This window comes from Pseudocitrobacter corydidari, from assembly GCF_021172065.1.
Taxonomy (GTDB): Bacteria; Pseudomonadota; Gammaproteobacteria; order Enterobacterales; family Enterobacteriaceae; genus Pseudocitrobacter; species Pseudocitrobacter corydidari.
Map to the genome: position 1 here is coordinate 42,420 of NZ_CP087880.1, position 21,589 is coordinate 64,008.

Consider the following 21,589-nt stretch of genomic DNA (forward strand, 5'->3'; position numbering starts at 1 on the left):
GCGCCCGGGGTTTTGTTAACTATCAGGTCACAATATGGTTCTGTTCGATCAGCTCATTCAGCGTGGTTTGTACGTTCTCCAGAGTGATTAAGGTGGCTGAACTGTGGGCGGTACCGGTGCCATCACGGTCGATAGAAATCACCGTGTTATTGCCGCTGGTGGTCACAGTCAGGTAGTTGCCGAGCGTCGATTCCTGGCCATTCCAGCCCACCAGCAGGTCGCCGATATCAATTTTGTCGCCCTGAGCGAGCGAGAAGTTGTCCCAGCGATCGGCCCCGTTGCCTCCTCTGTTATCGGCATTATTCAGCAGGTCATAAATTAATGTGTCTCCGTAGGCCGAGCCGTGGATCACATCTGACTGCGATGTGCTGGTGAACTGTGGGTTCATGTTGATGGTTAAGGTCGCGCTGTCCGAGTGGCCTTTTTGATCGTTCAGGGTGTAGGTGAAGGTCTCCTTCGTGGTGATGTCGCCCGGATGCAGCCCCGCTTTCAGGGTGTAGGTGTACGAACCGTCGATGGCGATGCGCAGTGAGCCGTAGGTACCCTGAACCGTCGCCGCACCGTTGCTGTCAACCGTTGGGTTGAGCGTCTGCGTACTGTTGTTCCCGCTGACCGTCAGCACGGTTTGCGCGGAAGCAATCTGATCGACGGCGCCTGCGGAGTCGCTACCGTTGTAGATGTTGCCGGTCACCGTATGCGCGTTGTTGTTGATCAGGAAGTTATCCAGATCGTATGAAGTCGCGTTCACCACAGGGGTAACGCTGACGTTACCCAGTTGGGTACTGGTCAAATTGGTCGTAATGGCGAGGGTATACGTGCCGGCATCCAGTTCAAACCCACTGAGCGTCACGGTTCTGGAACCATTCAGTAAGCCGAACGTTCCGGAAGGTAGCGTAGTACCGGTATAGACGGTTTGACCGTTTTCCAGAATCGACCACGCCACACTCAACCCGCCAACCCCGGCTAATCCGGACGCAGAAGTATTAAAGGTTACGGAGATGGCCTTCAGGGCCGAGCCTTCAGCCACATCGAAGGTACCGCTGCCTGTCGCGCTTCTGTTGCCTTGCGCGATGGTGGCAGAGCCAACGCTTGTGTCTGAGTAGCTGGCCGTTACCTGATTGGTCGCCAGCGCCATCGTGCTGCTGGTGTCATTCACCGCATCGACCGGTTTCGCGGTCGGCTGCACGTTCAGCGACGCTGTGCTGGTGTCGCCATTCGCCGCGGTTACCGTGTACACGAAGGTGTCCGGTGTTTTGATGCTGTCGGCACCCAGGCCGGATTTCAGGGTGTAGGTGTAATGCCCCTGCGCATCAATGGTCAGCGTGCCGTACAGGCCATTAATGGTGGTGGTGCCATTGGCCGCCACCGCCACGCCATTCACTTCGGTCACATGACCGTTTGCCGCACCGGCATCGTTATCCAGCACGTCGCCAGTCGTGCTGGCCCCCGCGCTCTTCACGCTGTAAGTGTGGTCGGCGTTGACGCTCAGCGTAAAACCGGTTGCCACGGTCAAGCCGGAAACCGCGTTCAGCGTGAACAGGTATTTACCATCTGGCAGGGTGATGACCAGATCCTGCGCCGTGGAGCCGCCCAGCAGCGCCGCCTGGAGCCAGCTCGGAACATGGCGATACTGCTCATAATTGCCGGTTTCCGCGTTGTAGCGATAGACATACAGGTCAAAGACCGCGCCAACCGCGACGCCGCCGACGCTTGCGCCCAGGGAGAGCGTACGCGTGGTACCCGCATCCACGTTATAGATAATCGGGTTCTGCATGTTGTTCAGCAGGCCGACATCAATCACATTCCCCAGATTCAGCCCAACGAGGGTAAAGCCGGTGGTGGAACTCGGGCCGTTGTTGACTGCGGCAACCGAGGTGTCAAATTGCAGGCTGGCGCTGTCATCGGCAGCGGTGACGGAACTGGTCGGTACGGTGGAGCCCAGCGTGATCACCAGGTTGGCGGTGGAGGACTGGCCCGCAGGGGAGGTAATGGTATAGGTAAAACTTTCAGAACGACCAATGATGGATGAGCTGGTTTCCGACAGGGTGTAGGTATAGCTTCCGTTCGCATTAATATGCAGCGTGCCGTACTTGCCAGCGATATCCGCGCCCCCTTCACCGACCGAGATTGTCACGCCATTGGCATTAGTGATGGACGTGACGTTTGTACCCGAAGGGGCAACATCGCTACCGTTTGTCGGATCGGCATCGGTAATAACGTTGCCATTTTCTATCGCACCCGCAGCGACAGTGCCTGCACTGGTTTTGACAAGAGAAACATCCAGGCTTGTGTAAGAACCAACGGCCAACAGGCTGGTGTTAAAGCTCAGTACGCGATACTCACCGCCCGTGAGGTTGTCGAGATTCAGGCGCACGCCTGAAGCGCCGATAGTTAACAGGTTGGCGAATTGCGGCAACGAGGTATCGATGACTGTGACCCATGCCTGAAGGTCGGTATCATATTTCTGTACGGCGATCTCAAGAGTGCTCAGCAACGAGAGCACAGCCCCTGTTGCCGCCGCTTCAATGACGGCAACACCGCTACCTCCAGCATCGATGGTAAACGTCACTTGCGCAGTATCATCACCCAGCACTGAAGCTACATTGCCCAGCGCACCGACCAGCAGGAAGCCGTAGTCACTATGCTCTTCTGTGGTAACAGTTGCAGACGTTTCCAGCTCAAGGTTCACTACGTTGTCGCTTGCCGCAATGGGCAGCGTTGGTGCGTTAGTTGTCCCCGGCAATGAAACGTTTCCGGCCGCATCGGTGGCAATCACCGTCACCTGCTCACCGCTGACCAGACGCGTCGGTAGCCCGACAGACCAGTTACCCTGGGCGTCTGTCGTTACCGTGACAGGGTTGGCCTGACCTGGTACCGTCACACTGATCGTAATGTTGGCTTCCGTTGTGCCACTAATGGTGTAGCCATCACCGCTGATCGTGGCAGTCGGCGCGTCCGGCGCGATAGTGTCTACCGTAATGTTAATGGCGGTGGATGGGCTACTGGTACCGTTGGTATTCGTGGCGGTGGCGGTAATAACATGCAGACCTTCGGTTAAAACTGTCGTCGGTGTATAGCTCCACGCCCCGGTGTCATCCGCCACAACGGTCGCCAGCAGCACGCCGTTGTTGTAGATGTTGACCGTTGAACGTGCCTGAGCAGTACCGCTGATGTCCGGCTGGTTATCGTTTGTGCTCTGGTTGTTTCCAACATTGCCTAAAACAGGCCCCACATTATCCACAATCGTGGTAATAACCGGTGAGCCCGGCAAGCCGGTGAATGGGGCGTTGAAATCTGCTGCTATGCCCTGGTTCCCGGCTACGTCGGTTGCTCTGGCTTGTAGGTCTTCTCCGTCAACCTGACTTGGGGAAAGGTTAGCCGTAAAGTTGCCGAGCCCATCGGCAACTCCGGTGCCCAGTATGGTCCCCGTTGAACTGTAAATGGTCACGGTACTGCCCGCTTCGGCACGGCCTGTCACCACGTTGCCCGTGGCGTTGACGGTTAAATCCGTCGGTGCGGCGGGTGGCGTAAGGTCAACGGTTACCGTCGTCACCGTGGAGGACGAACTGGTATTGCCCGCCGCATCCACGGCTTTTGCGGTAAGTGTATGCGTACCTTCAGTGAGCGTCGGTGTATAGGTCCAGTTACCGCCGCCATCCGCCTGTACGCTGCCAATTTCTACGCCATTGTCATAAATACGCACGGTGGCGTTTGCTTCAGCTGTACCGTTCAGCGTTGGGGTGGTGTCATCGGTAGGCTGACCGGCTGCAAGCGTGCCCGTCACAGTTCCAGCGTTATCGGTCACTGTGGTGATAAACGGTGTATTTGGTGCAGTGGTGTCGATAACCACATTCCAGGCGCCTGATGCCGGGCCAGTGTTACCGGCAGGATCGGTTGCTGTCGCCGTCAGATTATGCGAACCGGTTGTGAGATCCTGCGTTGGGGTAAAGCTCCAGGTCCCCCCGCTGCCTACGGTCGTGGTGCCAATCAGTACATTGTTGTCATAGACGTTAATGGTTGCGCCAGTTTCTCCCGTCCCGCTGAGCGTTGGACGGGTGTCATCGGTTACCTGGCCGTTCGCAATTGGCCCTTTAATGGTCCCAATATCATCCGCCGCACCAGTGATAATTGGCGCGACGGGCGGGGTAAGATCGACGGTCAGTACGAAACTGCCTGATGGTACGCTGGTGTTCCCGGCACTGTCCGTTGCCGTTGCGGTAAAGTTATGCGTACCCGCACCAAGTGCGCCCTGGGGCGTGAAGGTCCAGGCATTGTTATCGCCAACAATGGCAGTTCCTATCACGGTGCCATTATCGCGAATGGTGATAGTGGCACCTGCTTCACCTGTACCGCTCAGCGTTGGCGTAGTGTCATCTGTCGTTTGGTTTGACAGTAATGTTCCCTGCACCGTGCCGACGTTGTCACTGGCCTGGATGATCGTCGGTACCCCCGGTGCGGTGGTATCAATAATCAACGTAAACGATGTCGATGTGCTGCCCGTATTACCCGCCCTGTCAGTCGCAATGGCCGTAAACACGTGGCTACCGGTTCCCAATGCGCTGCCTGGCGTGAAGTTCCAGTTGCCATTGACATCGGCGGTGGCGGTACCGATTTGCACACCGTTATCAAGAATGCGAATAGAGGCAAAGGCTTCGCTGGTGCCATTTAGCGTAGGGGTCGCATCGTCGGTGGTTTTTCCGTTCGTCAGCGTATCGGTAATGCTGCCGACGTTGTCGCTGGCGTTGACGATGGCTGGCGCATCAGGCGCGACGGTATCAACGACAAAGTTCAATGCCGGAGATGGCGGGCTGACATTACCCGCGCTATCAGTGGCCGTGACGGTCAGTTGATGTTCGCCCGGTGGCAATGCGGTGCTCGGTGTGAAGTTCCAGCTACCGCCAGCATCCGCCTTAACGGTGCCAATGACCGTACCGTTATCCAGAATTTGCACGGTGGCATTAGGTTCCGCGGTACCGCTCAGGGCCGGACGTGTTTCATTGGTCTGCTGACCCTCAGTTATCGCACCCGTATTCGGCGGTGTATTATCCGTCGCCGTGATTGCCGATGGCGTGTCAGGAGCCACCGTATCAACCACAATCGTAAATGCCGGTGTTGTTGCACTGACGTTACCAGCCTCATCGGTGGTATTTATGGTGAATGCATGCGATGCATTGCTCAGTGGCGTGGCGGGTGTCCATGTCCAGTTGCCTGTTTCTGGCACGGTAATGGTCGCCACCAGATTACCGTTGTCGTAAATCTTCAGCGTTGAGTTGGCTTCGGCGGTTCCGCTGAGCGTTGGGGTTGCATCGTTGGTCGTCTGATTATTCAGCAGATCGCCAGTGATCGGCCCCTGGTTGTCGTTAACACTGTTGAGTATCGGGCGCGACGGTGCCGTGGTATCGACACTGAATTCAAACGGATCGCTTGCCGGGCTGGTATTCCCTGCGCTGTTGGTGGTCGTCAGCGTCAGACTATGGCTTCCTTCGCCCAGAGGTGTGGTCGGGGTAAAGCTCCAGTTACCATCGCTGGTGGTGACGCGACCAATTTCAACATTGTTGTCATAGATAATGACCGTTGAGCCTGGTGAGGTCGTGCCGCTTAGCGTTGGCTGAGTGTCATCGGTTTTACTACCTTCGTCTATTTGCCCAACGAGGGTACCCACGTTGTCTTCCACTCCCGTAAGTGTTGGGGCGGTTGGCGTGGCGTTATCGATGGTTACGGTCCAGGTGTTGGATGCATCTGCTCTGTTACCCGCAGCATCGATAGCCACAACGTTGAAGTTATAGATACCGTTTGCCAGCGGTGTGGTTGGTGTAAATGTCCAGTTACCCTGAGCATTCACCGTCGCAAAGCCGAGTGACGTGGTTCCATTGAAGATTTCCACACGGGCGCTGTCGGCAGCGGTGCCGCGCAGGGTGGGCTGTGTATCGTCGGTGCCGCCATTATTGATAATAGGCCCGGTGACTGCTCCGACATCATCCGTCACGCTGACAATGATGGCGGAGTCAGGGGCAACGGTATCCACAATAATGGTAATTTCAGTGGATTCCGCGCTGGTTTCGCCGTTGATTACCGCGATAGCTGAAATGGTGTGTTCGCCTTCGCCTAGCGCTTCTTGTGGGGTGTAGGTCCAGCGGCCATCGACCACTGGGATATCTTGGGAACGCACCCCGTCAATCAATACATAAACGGTAGCGCCATCAGCGGCCGTACCACTGATGATCGGTTGCGTATCATCGGTACTGTCTCCGTTGTTCAGCGGGCCGGTGTTCGGGCCCGTTTCGTCCAGAATTTCTATAATCACCGGGACGGCTGGCTCAGTCGGAGGCGCGACGGTGACATCTGCCCCAACGCTGATATTCCCCGCGCGATCTTGCGCATAAACAGACAGTACCGAGTCTGCGGCCTGCACTTCATCAAGCTCAACGGTGAAGTAACCCAGGCCATTGGTGATGCCACGACCCACTTCATCACCGTTGGCATTGCGGATGATAATGGTGCTGTTAGCCTCTGCCTGTCCGGTAACGATGAGACCATCATCAGCCACCGCCAGATTGACTGGTGCAACAGGGGCCTGTGTATCAACGTGCAGGGTTAAGCCATCCGAAAGCGGACCCGCGTTACCAAGGTCGTCCAGCGCCTGGAAGGTCAGTACGTTATCCCCATCGGACAACGGCGAGTTAGTGCCAGGGGTAAAACTCCAGCCGCCTTCGTCATTGACGTTGGCTCGACCAATTTCTATGCCGTTGGCAAAGATGATGACGGTGCCATTCGCCTCGGCAGTACCAGAGAACGTAGGGCGAGGGTCATCAGTATAGGAACCGTCTATCAGGTCAGTCGTGATCGAACCAACATCGTCAACAATGTTAACGTTAGTCGGCGCGTCCGGGCCAGTGGTATCCACGGTGAGGGTAAAGGGCGGTGTCGGTTGGCTAGTGTTGCCCGCCGGATCGGTTGCCGTAACGGTCAGGGTATGAGTGCCATCCGTCAGGGCTGGAGAAGGTGTAAAGCTCCAGCCGCCCTGCGGGTTAGCGGTGGTTGTGCCAATCGCTTTACCATCAACCAGTATCGTCACAATACTCCCGCCCACGGCTGTGCCGTTCAGCGTTGGCGTGTTGTCGTCAGTGCGGTCGCCGCTTTGCAGCGCGCCCTGATCGTCGCCGACATTATCCTGAACGCTGAAAGCGGGTGGTATCGCAGGCGGTGTGGTATCCACGGTAATGACAAAGTTATCCGATGGCACACTGACGTTGCCTGCCGGATCGGTCGCCGTAATGTGAAGCGTATAGGTCTGTTCCCCCAGAGGCGCAGTCGGTGTCAAACTCCATTTTCCATCCTCCCCGACGACGGCGGTGCCTAACACGGTGGTGCCGTTATAGAGCGTGATGGTATCGCCCTCGATGCCTGTGCCGTTGAAGGTGGGTTGGGTATCGTTGGTTACGCTTCCTGAGGCCAGCGCGCCGGTATATTCCGGAACGTCATCAACGACCGAACCAATCACCGGTTTGATGGGGGCGTCATTATCCACCGTGATGGTGAAGGAAGGCGATTCTGCGCTGACGTTACCCGCAGCATCGGTAGCGGTTACGGTGAAGATATTTTCACCATCGTTCAGATCGCTATTCGGTGTGAATGACCATTTACCGTCCACGACGGTGGTCGTGCCCAGCGATATCCCATTGCTGTAGACCGTGATGGTTGCGCCATTTTCTCCTGTACCGCTAAGGGTCGGACAGGTATCGTCAGTCACCTGGTTGTTAGTGAGATTTCCTTTAATTGCGCCCACATCATCATTGACGGTAGCGATCAGCGGTGCCTCGGGCGCAAGGGTATCGACGGTGAGCGTAAAGGTAGTTTTAGCCCCAATATTGCCGGCGGCGTCCACCGTGACGAAGGTGAAGTCGTGCTTACCTTCGTCCAGCGCCGCGTTAGGAGTGAGTGTCCAGTTTCCGTTGGCATCGACGTTGGCTGTGCCAAGCAACGTATCTCCTTCATAAACGTTAACCTGCGCGTTGGCTTCCGCTTTCCCTGAAAACGTTGGGCGAGTGTCGTCGGTAGTGTCACCATCATTCAGAACTCCGACTTCCGGGCCCACATCATCGCGAACTTCCAGAATGATTGGCTCATCTGGAGTACTGGTATCAACGGTAAACGTGAAGGGTGTCGTGTTGGTTGTCGTGTTTCCTGCTGCATCCGCCGCGCTCAGCGTCAGGCTGTGTGGGCCGTCGCTCAATGGTGCGGTGAGCGTGAGCGACCAGGTACCTGAACTCCCGACAACGACTGTTCCCAGCAATTTACCGCCATCAAAGACGGAGATAGTTGATCCCACTTCGCCGGCACCGTTGATAACAGGCAAATTATCATTCGTAGTTTGCCCGTTGCTCACCGCGCCCGTATTCGGCTCCTGGTCGTCCGTCAGGCTTGTGATCGTTGGTCGGGTTGGGGCGGTAGTATCGACAATAATGGTGAAGGGCGCTGATGTGTCGCTGGTGTTGCCAGCCTCATCTTTTGCCGTAATAGTAAAACTATGGCTGCCGCTGCCGAGATTCGAACCCGGCGTAAAGCTCCAGACGCCCTGCGCATCGGCGGTTGTCGTACCAATAATGACGTTATTGTCGTAGAGCGTGATAATAGCGTTGGCTTCTGACGTGCCGTTCAGAGTAGGGCGCGGATCATTAGTGCTTTGTCCGTTCTCTAAATTCCCTGTCAATGCCGGAACATCATCCACTACTGAACCGATCACCGGGAGTTCTGGGGCAGTGATGTCCGGTGCGTTGACGCTGGCGTCGTCGCTTGGGTTACCCGCTTTATCCGTCGCAATCGCGGTCAGCGTTTCGCCATTGGTTTGTGGGGTTGTCAGCGTTACGCTGAAGTTTCCGCTGCTGTCGGTTTCCGCGTTGCCCAGTGGGTTACCATTCGCATCGGTAATGGTCACTGTGCTACCCGGTTCGGCCTGACCTGTAACGATTGTACCGTTATCTGACACCTGTAAATTTTCTGGCGCATCGGGAGCGATAAGGTCTGGCGCCTGAACGCCATTAGGCGGGCTTGTGTTACCTGCCTTATCGGTGGCGGTGACTGAAAGCACCTGATTATCATCTTGTACTGGATTGAGAGTAACCGTGAATTGCCCCGTGGCGTTAGCCGTAGCGGTTCCCAGAACAGTGCCGTTAGCATCTTTAACGGTTACCGTACTGTTCGCTTCCGCAGTACCTGTTACGCTGCCGCCATCTGGCGATACGGCTAAGCCGTTCGGTGCGGCTGGCGCGGTAAGATCCAGGGTGAAACTTTGCGTTGATGTCACCGGGCTAACGTTGCCCGCACTGTCCGTTGCGGTCACGCTCAGGGTATAGGTGCCTTCGGCCAGCGGTGTGCCGGGCGTGACACTCCAGTTACCCTGCGCATTGACGGTTGCAGTGCCTAATTCTACGCGGCTTCCATTGAGCATGGCCCAAAGCGTCACGGTGCTGCCAGGCTCCGCTGTGCCCGTAATCGTCGGGGTTGCGTCGTTGGTCGCGCCTCCGTTGGCGACCGTTACGTTTGTACCATCTGAATTATCGATCACCGCCGTAAAGGTTGGTGCCACGGGCGCTTTGGCATCGACGGTAAAAGTGAAGCTACCGGAGGGAGAGCTGACATTGCCTGCTGCATCGGTGGCGGTAACACGGATGGTATAGCTTCCATCGGTGAGCGGAGTCGATGGTGTGAACGTCCATGCTCCTGACTCATCAACTTTTGCGGTGCCAATGACGCTACTGTTGTTGTAAAGGGTGATAGTACTACCCGGTTCGCCTGCGCCGCTAAAGGTTGGCGTGGTATCGTTGGTCGATTTGCCATTCTCGATTGCGCCGACGATACCGGGTTGATCATCAATTACAGCCTGAATCGACGGAGCTTCAGGGGCCGCTGTATCAATATTTAATGTGAAATCAGCCGATGCATCGCTCACCTTGCCTGCGATGTTGGTTGCAGTAGCTGTGAAGCTGTGCTGACCATCATTTAAGGTATTAACTACCGTGAAACTCCAGTTACCTTTGCCGTCTGCCTGTACCGTCCCGAGCCTGGTCTGGCCTTCATAAACGGTAATTGTCGCCCAGGCATCGCTGTGACCATTTAGCGTTGGGCGGGTGTCATTGGTTTGCCCATTGTTGGCGACATTGCCCGTATCAGGTGCAATGTCGTCCGTGGCGGAAATGATGGTTGGTTGGCTGGAAACATCAAAATTCGGCGCAGTGACGTTCCCGGGTGCGCTGGAATTGTTTGCCGCATCGGTGGCGATGGCCGTTAATTTTTCACCGTGAGTCAACGCAGGAGTGAGCGTAATGGAGAAATTGCCATTGCTGTCTGTGACCCCACTTGCAATGGTGTTGCCCGCGCTATCCTTAATCGTAATTTTGCTACCCGGCTCAGCTTCACCGGTTAACTGCGTACCCGCAGCGTTAATGATGAGTTCCTCCGGTGTTTCGGGAGGTGTTTTATCTACGGAGAGCACTTTGCTCTCCGGGCTGATATTTCCTGCGCTGTCCGACGCCGTCGCGGTGAGCGGTGCGCCGGTAATTTGGGCGGGGTTGAGGGTGATATTAAACGAGCCGCTGGCGTCCGCCATGCCTTTGCCGATTTCTTTTCCGCCAGCATCACGAATAATCACTTCACTACCCGGCTCCGCTTTACCGCTCAGATGCGTTCCATCAGCTGAAGGCGTTAAGCCTGAGGGGGCTGTGGGAGGGGTGGTATCCACGGCAAATTTGAAGCCAGGAATCGAATTGTCCGGCGTTTGTGTCCCGGTCGCCACGATGGAGTGGTTGCCATCCTTCAGCGGCGTTGTTGGGGTGTAGCTCCAGTTGCCGTCGCTGCCCACCTGAACGGAGCCGATTTTTACACCGTTATCGAAAATATTGATGGTGGTTCCGGCCGTACCGCGTCCGCTGAAGGTCGGACGTGAATCATCGGTGCTCTGCCCTGACGTGAGCGCCCCGGTGATAGTACCGACGTCATCGACCACGCTGCGTAACAGGTTAACGGGTTCTTCAATCACATTGGGGGCGGTAATATTCGAAGGGGAACTTTGGTTCCCTGCGGCGTCGGTCGCGGTTACCGAGAGACGCTCGCCATCGGTTTGCGGCGAGGTCAGCGTTATCGTGAAGTTGCCGTTACCATCGGCTTTCCCGGTGCCCAGCACATTGCCTTCGCTGTCGGTGATTTTTACCGTGCTTCCGGCTTCCGCTTTCCCGGTAAGCGTTGTGCCTTCGGCGTTAATATTCAGGTCGCTCGGCGCGCCCGGCGCGGTAGTATCGTGCGCGGTGACGCTGGTGGTGGGGCTGGTATTTCCGGCGGGATCTTTCGCTTCCGCCGTCAGGTGTTCGCCGTTGGTCTGCGGTTTATTCAGGTCGACGGTAAATTTCCCATCGCTGCCGGCGGTGCCGGTGCCAATAACGTTGCCATTGGGGTCGCGTATGGTCACGGTGCTACCGGGCTCGGCATTCCCGGTGACGGTCTTACCATCATTTGAAACGGCAACGTCGGTTGGCGCATTAGGTGGCGTAGTATCTGGCGCGGTGATTGGCGTGGATGGCCCGGTATTATTCGACGGATCTTTCGCCTCAACGGTCAGGTGTTCACCGTTAGACTGCGGCTTATCCAGGCCGACGGTGAACTTGCCGTCATCGCCGGTTTTTCCGGTACCGATGATGTTGCCGTTGGGATCACGAATGATGATGGTGCTACCCGGTTCGGCGTTACCGGTGACCGTTTTGCCGTCCGGGGAAATAGCGAGATTGGTTGGCGCATCGGGCGGGGTGGTATCTACGGGCGGTTGCGGATTTCCAGGATCGGTTCCGCCATTGCCGCCATCATCATGATGATGGCTCCCGCTACCGTTGCTGTTGGACGCGGCGATGCCAATCCCGGCGGCTGCGGCGGCTCCGCCCAGAATCCACGCCCAGGCGGCTCCGCCGCTTTCGTTGCTGCCTTCTCCGGCAACCAGCAGTTCATCAATGCTGCTGATTTGCTGGAAGTGGAATGCGCCATCCGTATCCTGTACCCACCAGAGCGCGCCGTTCGCATCTTCCAGCACAAGCTGGCTCTGCCCTAAATCTGAGGTGACGTAAAAGTTTTTCACCGTCTTTCAGGGTGATAACCAAATCCTGATTGGAACGCTGCATCGAGGCAATATCGGCGCGATCGACCTTAATTTTAACAATCGATGGGGCAGTCAATGTCACGCTGTCGGTTTCAGCCGTGGTGGCGACGGTAGTCATTTTTGAAATAATCGATACAGAACGCATGGTGTCACTCCATTCGAGGTGAACAGGTTGATCGCAATGGCGATATTCGGTTATTCAGCAGCTCAGGACTTTTACGCCGGCATATTTGTTGTGATATTCAGCTCTCCTGAAATTCAGGCAAAAGCGGTAGCGCCCACTATCGAAATAGTGGTTAGGAATATTCTTAAAATATTGACTGGCGAATAATTAAATAATTTCTATCTGAAATTTAATTCCTTGCTCTAAATGCTCTTTTAAACATTGAAGTACTGTTGTTGATATAGCCAGATATAAGATAAATCGCAAACGGGCGATAAACCAAAAGCTTGCTAACTATCAGTTAAACCAGCATTTTATGCAGGGTTAATCGCGCTCTAGTTCATGTGGTTTTTAACATGGAAAGCAGATGCACCATTTTTTAACACCATGAATTTGTATGTTTTTATATTTTCTCTGTCGCAGAGTGACTGTTAATGATTTTAGGTAAGTCACCGAAAACTGGTGTAAAAAAAACGACAAAAAGCGGGTTTTAGGAAATGTCTGAATTCATATTCCAGGGCTTTTTCATTATTAATATGATGAAAATCATGAATAGAAAATATGATATATCCGTGATCGCGCGCGTAATTAATGTCAGAGTGGAATTATTTTTTATTCTCTGGAAGGGATTTTGACGATATAAAATATATTATGAAATTAAGTTATGAGTTAAACAGAACAGAGAAGTTACGGCGAAGAATATATTCTTTAGAGTGTGGGAATTAACTGTTGCGATTCAGGGAGGTAACATAGGCAGGGAAAGTTTTGGAAGAACACCCGCACCTTTTCAGGATACGGGTGCATAACATTTTTTAACGCCCGGCGTTTTTCATAATGCGCGCTTTATCCAGCTTCCACTCGCGATCTTTCACATCGTTACGTTTATCGTGTTGCTGCTTACCTTTTGCCACGCCGATTTTGACTTTGCACCAGGCATTCTTCCAGTAAAGTGAGAGAGCAACGACCGTATAACCGTCGCGGTTGATCTGGCCGATAAGGGTATCCAGTTCACGCTGATTCAGTAACAGCTTACGGGTACGCGTTGGGTCGCAAACGTAGTGGGATGACGCGACCGTCAGCGGCGTGAAGTTTGCGCCAAAGAGGTAGGCTTCGCCATCTTTCAGGATCACGTAGCTATCGCCAATGTTGGCTTTACCGGCACGCAGGGATTTTACTTCCCAGCCTTGCAGCGCGAGGCCCGCTTCGTACTCTTCTTCGATAAAGTAATCGTGGCGGGCGCGTTTGTTCAGCGCAATGGTGGCCGATCCAGGTTTGTGTGCTTTTTTCTTAGTCATAATATCCTGAAGTCATCGCAGTTCGTACACATCTGCCTCAAGCTCCCGCGAGGCGCAATGCGCTATCTTAGCACGAGTTGCCGCGGAACGTTTTTTTTAACCGTAGATAAATGATACTATTTAGCCCGTGTTCGAACATGGAAATTGCTATGCCTCAGATTAGCCGTACTGCGCTGGTGCCCTATAGCGCGGAGCAAATGTATACCCTCGTCAACGACGTTAATGCTTATCCTGATTTCTTACCTGGCTGCACCGGAAGTCGCGTGCTGGAGTCGGGCCCGACGCAAATGACGGCGGCGGTGGACGTGTCGAAGGCCGGTATCAGCAAGACGTTCACGACGCGGAATATCCTCACCAGCAACCAGAGCATTTTGATGCAGCTGGTGGATGGGCCATTTAAGAAACTGATTGGTGGCTGGAAGTTTATTCCGCTCAGTCAGGACGCCTGTAAAATTGAGTTCCATCTTGATTTCGAATTTACCAATAAGCTGATTGAGATGGCCTTTGGGCGCATCTTCAAAGAGCTGGCGCTGAACATGGTTCAGGCATTCACGATGCGCGCCAGAGAGGTTTACAGTGCCGGGTAAGATTGTGGTTGAAGTGGCCTACGCGCTGCCGCAAAAACAGTATTTGCAACGTGTGACGCTGGAAGAGGGCGCCACCGTCGAGCAGGCGATTCTGGCGAGCGGTATTCTGACGCTGCGTGACGATATCGATCTTGCGAAGAATAAAGTGGGTATCTATAGCCGCCCGGTGAAGTTGCAGGACGTGGTGCAGGATGGTGACCGGGTTGAGATTTATCGCCCGCTGATTGCCGACCCGAAAGAACTGCGTCGCCAGCGAGCGGAGAAGTCAGCCGGGAAAGCCTGATGCCACTCTTCAGCTTCCAGAAACAAAAAAAGCGCTCACTGAGCGCTTTTTTATTGCCTGAACTTACTCGCCGGTCAGCGCAGGTTTGTTATCGATGTTGGTCAGCACACCGCTGCTGTTGAAGGTGAGCGTCAGCGTCTGCTGCGTCACTTTTTCATGACCCGGCTGCTGGCGGAACACGTAGAACCAGGTATTGGTGCCGAACGGATCGGACATCATCGGGGTACCTAATGCATAAGCGACCTGTTGTTGGGTCATGCCGATGCGGATTTTTGAAATATCGTTAGGTGCCAGATAGTTTCCCTGATTGATGTCAGGACGGTAAACCACTCGCTCCAGAGTGGAACAGCCTGCGGTCAACATCAGAAGAACCGCTGCGGCAGCAGTCAGCGTTTTACAGCGCATAGTGATTTCATTCCTTTTCGGGCCCGAGCAGTACGCGGCTCATATGTAATATGCCGATGATAATAGACCTGACGTCAGTTTAAAACCTTTTGCTGTCAGGTCACACGGCGTTTTTATTGTGAACTCAGACTCCTGGGATGTGAAAAAGTTTACGCTGCCAGCAACTCTTTCGCGTTTGCCAGCGTGTTTCGCGTGACTTCGCTGCCGCCAAGCAGGCGTGCCAGCTCCTGCAAACGTGCGCGTTTATCAAGCACCTGCATGTGCGTTTCAGTCATTTCACCGTCGGTTTCTTTGCTGACAAAGAAGTGGTGATGGCCGCATCCGGCTACCTGTGGCAGGTGAGTTACGCACATCACCTGTGTAGATTCACCAAGCTGGCGCAGCAAACGGCCAACTACGGCGGCGGTTGGGCCGCTGATCCCGACATCGACTTCATCGAAGATGAGCGCCGGTGTTTCCATTTTACGCGCGGTGATCACCTGAATGGCTAATGCGATACGCGACAGCTCACCGCCGGAGGCCACTTTAGCAATAGGCTGGAGCGGCTGGCCTGGGTTGGTGGTGACGCGAAATTCAATGCGGTCTGCGCCGTCTGCCGTGAGGTGCTGTTCTTCAAAGCTGACGTCGATAGTAAACACGCCGTGCGGCATCGAGAGTGCATGCATGCTGTCGGTAATCAGCCCAGCCAGCTCCTGTGCGCTGTTGAGGCGCAAAGTATGAAGCTGACGTGCGGTCTCCAGCGCCAGTTCGTGATGACGTGCCACCGCGTGTTTCAGGGTTTCCAGCGAGTCGCTTTGATCGTCAAGCTGCTGCTGTTCATCGAGCAGCGACTGGTAGAAGTCGGGCAGCGCTTCCGGCGAAATATGGTGTTTACGCGCCAGCGCGATTTGCCGCGACAGACGTTGTTCCAGTTCATAGAGGCGATTCGGGTCGAGATCGAGGCGGTCGCAGTAGTGACGCAGTTCATCGCTGGCTTCGCTGAGCTGGATGGAGGCTTCTTCCAGCATGTCGAGCACGCTGGCGAGTTTGTTGTCCATGCCGACCAGCTCCGTGGTGAGCTGTTTTGCGGTGTAGAGCTGGCTTAGCAGGTTGGCGTCTTCACCGTCGGCGAGCAACGCCAGCGCATGCTGGCTGGTGGAGAGCAGTTGCCCGCTGTTCGCCAGACGCTTGTACTCTTCGTCGATTTGCTCGTATTCGCCCGGCTGCGGGTTGAATTCGATAAGCTCTTTAAGCTGATATTGCAGCAGCTCGGCGCGCGCGGCGCGTTCCTGGCTTTGCTGCTGATGCTGCGCTAAATCGCGGCAGCTTTGATGCCACAGATGGTAATGGTCGGCCATCTGGCGGGTGAGGGCGGATTCGCCCGTATAGCCGTCGAGCAGCGTTTTCTGATGTTCGGGTTTGACCAGAAGCTGGTGCGCATGCTGGCCATGGATTTGAATCAGCAACTGGCCCAGTTCGCGAAGCTGCGACAGCGGCACGGCGGTACCATTGATAAAGCCGCGTGAGCGCCCGTCGCTGCTGATAACGCGGCGCAGCAGGCATTCACGGCCATCTTCAAGCTGGTTTTCTTCAAGCCAGCGCAGCGCGGCTGGCGTGTCTTTCAGGGCAAAGCGAGCGCAGAGGTCGGCACGGCTGGCACCGGCGCGCACCATGTCGCCTTCCGCGCGGCCACCCAGGCACAGACCGAGGGCATCGATAGCAATAGATTTACCGGCCCCGGTTTCACCGGTGATGGCCGTCATGCCGCCGTTAAAGTCGATTTCAAGTTCACGAACGATTGCGAAGTTGCTGATGGTCAGTTGTGCCAACATAGCTGCTTTCCTGTATGAAAAACCATAACTGTGTTTTCATACAGTATAAACTGGTTTTTTATACAGTAAAGTGCTGTTAGCAAATTTAGAACAATTTTTTTGACCAGCCCAGCTTGGTGCTTAATGTGTTGAAATAGCTGTAATCTTTCGGGTGAATGAGATTCAGGTGATAATCGCTGCGACGAATTAATACATCTTCCCCTTCCTGAATCGGCAGGGCAATCTGGCTGTCACAGCTGATTTCCAGGTCGTTGCGGCGATGTGAGAAACGCAGGCGAATGGTGCTGCTGCTGTTAATCACCAGCGGACGCGCCGAGAGCGTGTGCGGGAACATGGGTACCAGAGTGATAGCATCGAGCGATGGCGTCAGAATCGGGCCGCCTGCCGAAAGGGAGTAGGCGGTAGAACCGGTCGGCGTCGAGATAATCAGGCCATCGGAGCGCTGAGAAAAGGCGAAGGTTTCATCAATATACACTTCGAACTCAATCATATGCGCCACTTTACCCGGATGCAGAACTACCTCATTAATGGCGGTGCTGATGCGCTTCTGGCAATCCTGCTGACAGACCTGCGCCTCCAGCAGGAAACGTTTCTCGGTGATGTAATTGCCTTCCAGCACGTCGGCTAATTGTTGATGGGCGTTGTCCGGGTCGAGGTCGGTCAGGAAGCCAAGGTTGCCACGGTTAATACCGATCACTTTAATATCGTAGCGCGCCAGGGTGCGCGCCGCGCCCAGCATATTGCCATCGCCACCCACCACCACCGCGAGACAGGCCTTTTGACCAATTTCTGCCAGCGTGCCGGTTTGCACGTTCTCCAGTTTCAGCTCTTTAGCAATCTGGCGTTCAACAATCACTTCGTAGCCTTTGGTGCTCAGCCAGCGATAGAGCATTTCATGTGTGGTCAGCGCGGTCGGATGGCGAGGGTGCCCTACGATACCGATACACTTGAAATGATTGTTCATTTTCTGAAGGTCCTTGTGCCGAAGATTGATGACAATGTGAGAGCTTCCCTTGAAACGCGGAATCTTATCCCCATAATAAGCCAAGTTAGCGAGATGATTGCGAAAAAAAACGCGGAGAAATTCATGAGCAGTAAAGAACAGAAAACGCCTGAGGGGCAAGCCCCGGAAGAAATTATCACGGAACAGCATGATGACGTTGAAGCTGTAGAGTCTGACGCGTCTGCTGAGCAGGTGGATCCGCGCGATGAAAAAATTGCGAATCTGGAAGCTCAGTTAGCTGAATCCCAGACGCGTGAGCGTGACGGTGTGTTGCGTATCAAAGCGGAAATGGAAAACCTGCGTCGTCGTACTGAACTCGACGTCGAAAAGGCGCACAAATTTGCGTTGGAAAAATTCGTCAACGAACTGCTGCCGGTGCTGGATAGCCTCGACCGCGCGCTGGAAGTGGCAAACAAAGACAACACCGATATGGCGGCGATGATCGAAGGTATTGAATTGACCCGTAAATCCATGCTCGACGTGGTGGGTAAATTCGGCGTTCAGGTTGTTGACGCGATCGACGTGCCGATGGATCCGAACGTACACCAGGCGATTGCAATGGTGGAGTCTGAAGACATCGCGCCGGGTAACGTACTGATGGTGATGCAGAAAGGCTACACGCTGAATGGTCGCACCATTCGCGCCGCGATGGTTTCCGTTGCGAAAGCCAAAGCGTAACCGCACAGTCCCCCTGTTTCAGAAGCCCTCCTCGTGAGGGCTTTTTGTTTTAGATGGCTTAGGCCTGATATTTGTCCGCCGTTGCTGGCGTTTTATACTGCCTCTTCACAGGCTCACATGAAGAGGGACATTTATGCTGGAGTCGGATGTAAAGACCCGAGCGCTTCCCCCCGATGAGGTGGGGGTTTTAGTACGTCAGGATAAAACGCGCGACGATGTTCTTCGTCATTTCTTACAACTCACCACATCACTTTTCCATATGCCAGCGGGTTACATTTCTGTGCTGGATGACAAGACGCGCAATGTGATCGTATCGCATCAGATTTCGATGGCACCGAAGCCACGACAGTTCACCTTTTGCCAGTATGTGGTCGATACCCAAAAGCCGGTCATTGTGCCCGATACGTTGCAGGATGCACGTTTTTGTGAGCACCCGATGGTGGTGGGCGACCCAGGGTTGCGCTTTTACGCGGGCATGCCGCTGACCTTTAAAAACGGCTGTACAATGGGCACCTATTGCGTGGTTGATACGGTGCCACGCGATTTAACCTGCGATGAGCTGGCCTCGCTGACCTTCATTGCAGAACTGGTTTCGAGCTTTATTGAATCATGGCTGGATGTGGCGCTGACCGATCTCAATAGCGGCCTGCCAAACATGCATCAGCTGATTAATGATTTGCAGGATGAATCGTTTGCGGAAGAGTGCCCCGGCAACTCGTTGATGGTGATTGAGTGTATCGGCGTGACGCAGTCTGACGATATCGCCCGGGTGATGGGCACCAGTCGGCTGAACACGCTGGTAAGGGATATTAGCCAGGCGCTGCTGCAGGTGTTGCAGCTTTCACGGTGTGAAAAGCTGTATATGCTGAGCGCCGGGCGCTTTGCGCTCTATTCAAAACCCCTGACGCCGTCCGATCGCCAGCGTCGTGAGCAGCAGCTCATGGCCCTGCAGGCGCATCTTTCTGATGCCGTCACCATTGATTTGAAGATCTACGTCGGCGAAACGGCGATTACATTGCCTATCTGTTCCGGACATGAAATTCTGCGTCAGGCCGAGAGCGCGCTGTATGAAGCCCGACATAACCGGCTACGCTGGGGGATTTATAATCAGGACGATGATTGCCGTCGTAACGAAGATTTTTATCTGCTCAACGACCTGACCGAAGCCATTCGTAAAGATCGCGGGCTCTATCTGGTCTGGCAACCGAAGGTATCGCTGCCGGCGGGGCAGCCGGTGGCGCTGGAAGCACTGATTCGCTGGAATCACCCGGAGCGCGGGATTATTCCTCCCGGAAGTTTTTTGCCGCTGATTGAGAATACCAGTCTGATGGTTGAGCTCACCGACTGGGTGATTGATCACGCGATTACGCAGCTGGCTGAGTGGGAGCAGAAAGGCATTGCCTTACCCGCGTCGATTAACATCAGCGTGTTGGATCTCAAGCGGGAGAACTTTACCCAGCGGCTGCACGATAAAATGGCACTGGCTGGGCTGGATAACGGCATGCTGGGCGTGGAATGTCTGGAGACGGAGAAACTGTTAGCGAGCTCCCAGGTGCTGGAAGAGCTACGCTTACTGCGCCAGAACGGGTTTTCGGTCTCGCTGGATGATTTTGGCGCGGGTTACAGCAACCTGAATTATCTGCTGCGTATTCCGCTCGATACGATCAAGCTGGATAAATCATTGATTGACGATCTGCTCAAAGAGCCTTCGCGACGCGTCATTGTGCGTAACGTTATTCGCATGCTGAAAGAGCTGGGTTATCGGGTGCTGGCGGAAGGGGTGGAGGATGAATCCACCGCGCGGATTATCAGCGACTATGCGTGCGATGAAGCGCAGGGCTATTACTTTGCGCGACCTAAAACGGCAGAACAGCTGGAGGCGTGGCTGGATAAGTGGATATAACAACGGCCCCGTGGGGCCGTTTAGGTGTTATCAGGACTGTACGCTTTCGCGTAACGGTTTCACCGGGACTACTTTGACCTGCTTAATCATGTTGTCCTGTACATCAAGAATATCGATATCGTACAGGCCAATACGCACGCGGGTCCCTGCCGCCGGGATCTCTTCCAGCGCTTCGAGGATCATGCCGTTAATGGTGCGCGCTTCGTCTTCCGGCATATGCCAGTTAAAGGCTTTGTTGAGTTCACGGACGTTGGCGCTGCCTTCAATAATGACCGAACCGTCATTCTGCGGCGTCACTTCTTCCGCCAGAGTCGGTGACATCGATGTCGTGAAGTCGCCGACAATCTCTTCGAGAATATCTTCGACCGTTACCAGCCCCTGAATATCGCCATATTCATCGACCACCAGGCCGACTTTCTTTTTATTACGCTGGAATTTCACCAGCTGAACGCTGAGCGGCGTGCCTTCCGGCACATAGTAAATTTCATCGGCGGCGCGCAGCATCACCTCTTTGGTGAACTCTTTTTTCTCCTGCATTAAGCGCCAGGCTTCGCGCACGCGTAGCATGCTGATGGCATCGTCCAGCGAGTCGCGATACAGCACGATGCGCCCGTGCGGAGAGTGGGTGAGCTGACGAACAATCGACTTCCAGTCATCGTTGATGTCGATACCGACGATTTCGTTGCGCGGCACCATAATGTCATCGACGCTCACTTTTTCGAGATCCAGCACCGACAGCAGCATGTCCTGATTGCGGCGCGAGATTTGCGAGCGCGATTCATTCACCAGCGTGCGCAGCTCGTCTTTGCTCAAGGAGCTGCTCATCACGATGTCGGTTTTTATCCCCATCATGCGCATCAGCAGGCGGGTGATCATATTGAGCAGCCACACCAGCGGCATCATCAGAATCTGTAACGGAGCGAGCAGGAAACTGCTGGGGTAGGCCACTTTTTCCGGGTAGAGCGCGGCGATGGTTTTCGGCAAGACCTCGGCAAACACCAGCACCACGAACGTCAGGATACCGGTAGCAATCGCTACGCCCGCATCGCCGTAAAGACGCATCCCGACGATGGTACCCAGCGCGGAGGCCAGAATGTTAACCAGGTTATTGCCAATCAGGACCAGGCTAATTAAGCGATCTGGCTTGCGCAGCAGTTTTTCCACGCGCTTCGCCTGGCGATTGCCTTGTTTGGCAAGATGACGCAGACGATAGCGATTGAGCGTCATCATGCCTGTCTCCGAACCGGAGAAATAGGCGGAGATGACCACCATAATGATCAGTGTGACGATCAGTGTGGTGGTGGAGATATGTTCCAAAAGGT

At 54.7% G+C, this 21,589-nt stretch carries 10 protein-coding genes and 1 pseudogene; 4 read left to right on the forward strand and 7 right to left on the reverse strand.

Going from position 1 to position 21,589, the window contains the following annotated elements:
- Window positions 1–22: 22 nt before the first annotated feature.
- From G163CM_RS23595 to smpB, 3 genes and pseudogenes are all read right to left on the reverse strand, one after another.
- The gene (locus G163CM_RS23595) at window positions 23–2,986 is read right to left on the reverse strand and encodes a beta strand repeat-containing protein (RefSeq protein ID WP_476748452.1); all 2,964 of its coding nucleotides are present in this window, start codon (window positions 2,984–2,986) and stop codon (window positions 23–25) included.
- Window positions 2,978–12,284, reverse strand: a pseudogene (locus tag G163CM_RS00220) (Ig-like domain-containing protein); the annotation flags it as partial. The pseudogene G163CM_RS00220 and the gene G163CM_RS23595, both read right to left, overlap by 9 nt.
- 830 nt (window positions 12,285–13,114) lie before the next feature.
- Window positions 13,115–13,597, reverse strand: coding sequence for an SsrA-binding protein SmpB (gene smpB, locus G163CM_RS00230; RefSeq protein ID WP_015963347.1), 483 nt, complete (start codon window positions 13,595–13,597; stop codon window positions 13,115–13,117).
- A gap of 149 nt (window positions 13,598–13,746) precedes the next feature.
- On the opposite strand from smpB, the gene G163CM_RS00235 reads away from it, so the two are divergent.
- Both G163CM_RS00235 and G163CM_RS00240 read left to right on the forward strand, forming a co-directional pair.
- Window positions 13,747–14,184 carry a type II toxin-antitoxin system RatA family toxin gene (locus G163CM_RS00235; protein WP_015963348.1) on the forward strand — a complete coding sequence of 146 codons (438 nt, stop codon included), beginning with the start codon at window positions 13,747–13,749 and terminating at the stop codon, window positions 14,182–14,184.
- On the forward strand, window positions 14,174–14,467 hold the full coding sequence (locus G163CM_RS00240; RefSeq protein ID WP_015963349.1) for an RnfH family protein: 294 nt from the start codon (window positions 14,174–14,176) through the stop codon (window positions 14,465–14,467). Before G163CM_RS00235 ends, G163CM_RS00240 begins: the two co-directional genes overlap by 11 nt.
- Window positions 14,468–14,530: 63 nt before the next feature.
- On the opposite strand, the gene bamE is transcribed toward G163CM_RS00240, so the two are convergent.
- The 3 genes from bamE to nadK form a co-directional block, all read right to left on the reverse strand.
- A complete protein-coding gene (bamE, locus tag G163CM_RS00245; protein WP_015963350.1) occupies window positions 14,531–14,872 on the reverse strand; it encodes an outer membrane protein assembly factor BamE in 342 nt (113 codons plus the stop codon).
- Between the two features lie 149 nt (window positions 14,873–15,021).
- Window positions 15,022–16,683, reverse strand: a complete 1,662-nt coding sequence (gene recN, locus G163CM_RS00250) for a DNA repair protein RecN (protein ID WP_231826469.1) — start codon at window positions 16,681–16,683, stop codon at window positions 15,022–15,024.
- Window positions 16,684–16,768: 85 nt separating this feature from the next.
- The gene (gene nadK / locus G163CM_RS00255) at window positions 16,769–17,647 is read right to left on the reverse strand and encodes an NAD(+) kinase (RefSeq protein ID WP_015963352.1); all 879 of its coding nucleotides are present in this window, start codon (window positions 17,645–17,647) and stop codon (window positions 16,769–16,771) included.
- Window positions 17,648–17,770: 123 nt separating this feature from the next.
- Here nadK and grpE point away from each other — a divergent pair, with 123 nt between their 5' ends.
- Window positions 17,771–18,364: a nucleotide exchange factor GrpE gene (grpE, locus tag G163CM_RS00260; RefSeq protein WP_015963353.1), complete on the forward strand. Its 594-nt coding sequence runs from the start codon at window positions 17,771–17,773 to the stop codon at window positions 18,362–18,364.
- A 133-nt stretch (window positions 18,365–18,497) separates the two neighbouring features.
- Window positions 18,498–20,267, forward strand: coding sequence for a sensor domain-containing diguanylate cyclase (locus tag G163CM_RS00265; protein WP_231826470.1), 1,770 nt, complete (start codon window positions 18,498–18,500; stop codon window positions 20,265–20,267).
- Window positions 20,268–20,297: 30 nt separating this feature from the next.
- Here the strand turns inward: G163CM_RS00265 and G163CM_RS00270 are convergent, their stop codons facing one another.
- Window positions 20,298–21,584 carry an HlyC/CorC family transporter gene (locus G163CM_RS00270; RefSeq protein WP_231826471.1) on the reverse strand — a complete coding sequence of 429 codons (1,287 nt, stop codon included), beginning with the start codon at window positions 21,582–21,584 and terminating at the stop codon, window positions 20,298–20,300.
- Window positions 21,585–21,589 lie beyond the last annotated feature (5 nt).